The 1,477-nt window shown below is 66.7% G+C and carries 1 protein-coding gene; it reads right to left on the reverse strand.

All coding sequences use genetic code 11. The features are described 5' to 3' along the window. Nucleotides 1-720 precede the first annotated feature (720 nt). On the reverse strand, nucleotides 721-1,338 hold the full coding sequence (locus tag NA11_RS43615) for a class I SAM-dependent methyltransferase (RefSeq protein WP_069167996.1): 618 nt from the start codon (nucleotides 1,336-1,338) through the stop codon (nucleotides 721-723). Between the last annotated feature and the right edge of the window lie 139 nt (nucleotides 1,339-1,477).

Genomic DNA, 1,477 nt, shown 5'->3' on the forward strand with positions numbered 1-1,477 from the left:
CCCATCCTCTCAAGAAAGAGAGTGAGCACAAAACCCGGGGCGATTCAGGTTGCAGGAAAGGTCTGGGGTGGGCTTGGCGCCGTGAAGGTTCGTCGGGATGTCCTGTGGTCTGGCTTGGCGCGCAGCGGACTGAGGCGGGGCTGGGTTGTGCAGGTGCATCACTGCGCCGCCGAGTGAATGGGCTATGGGGCGACGGCTACGCCAGAGGTTTAGGGCGGATGGCTGTGTGCATGTGTCTCGCTGCGCCGCCGAGTGGAATGGGCTGTGACGCGATGGCTACCCGATAGGCGGTGCTCGGCCAGTCGCAGGGCGCACACGCGGCGTTGTTCTCGGCACATCTCGCGCCTGCCGATGCTCCTGAGCTCGGCTTGCGCGGCGGCCACCGGCGCGCCCGCCAACCTCGATCTCGCACGCCAGAGGTCTGGGGGTGGGCTGGTTGTACACGTGTCTCGCTGCGCTGCTGAGCGTGTGGGCTGTGGCGCGACGGCTACGCCGGAGGTTTTGGGCGGAGGGCCGGGGTTGTGCACGTGTCTCGCTGCGCTGCTGAGCGTGTGGGCTGTGGCGCGACGGCTCCGCCGGAGGTCTGGGGCGGAGGGCCGGGGTTGTGCACGTGTCTCGCTGCGCTGCTGAGCGTGTGGGCTGTGGCGCGACGGCTCCGCCGGAGGTCTGGGGCGGAGGGTCGGCTATGCAGGTCTCTTGATGTGCCGCTGAGCGTGTGGACTATGGCGCGACGGCTACGCCGAGGTTTTGGGCGGCGAAGAGGCGGGGGGTGTCTTCGGAGTAGAAGGCGTCGAGGTCGCGGAATTCGAAGCCTGCGGTGGTGAGTAGGGCGGGGATGTTGCGGTTCAGGTGGCAGCCGCCGCAGATGGCCTTTTGGAGGGGGTTGAGGCGGTTTTGCCAGACTTGGACGCTGCGGTCGGGGGCCAGGCCGTGTTCGATGAAGTGCAGGGTGCCGCCAGGGGTGAGGACGCGGCGGACTTCGGAGAGGGCCGACGCTACGTCGGGGATGGTGCACATGGTCCAAGTGGACAGGGCGGAATCGAAGCTGTTGTCCGGGAAGGGGAGTGACTGGCCGTCCAGCCCTGCCCGTTCGATCGGGACCTTCGACTCGGCAACTCGATGGCCGGCCAGCTTCCAGCCGAGGTCGGCGGGCTCGACCGCGCTGACCTTGTCGACCTGTTCCGGGTAGAACGGCACGTTCAGACCCGAACCGAAGCCGATCTCCACCACGCGCCCTTGCAGTCCGGCACACACTCGTTCACGGAGAGGTTCGTTGAACCGCATCCCACACGCCACATCCACAATCCGCGGTACAACCCGGTCTGCATAGATACCCACACGCCCACTCTCCCAGCCCTCAACCACCCGCGCCACAACACTGGTGACAACTGGCAGCGGTCGCCCTAGTGCAATGTGCCAAATCGGCGGGCGAGACGATGGTGGCTGGCCTTTGTTGGCGCGAGCCACATGATGGCCG

The sequence above is a fragment of the Nocardia altamirensis NBRC 108246 genome (genome assembly GCF_001612685.1).
GTDB classification, from domain to species: domain Bacteria; phylum Actinomycetota; class Actinomycetes; order Mycobacteriales; family Mycobacteriaceae; genus Nocardia; species Nocardia altamirensis.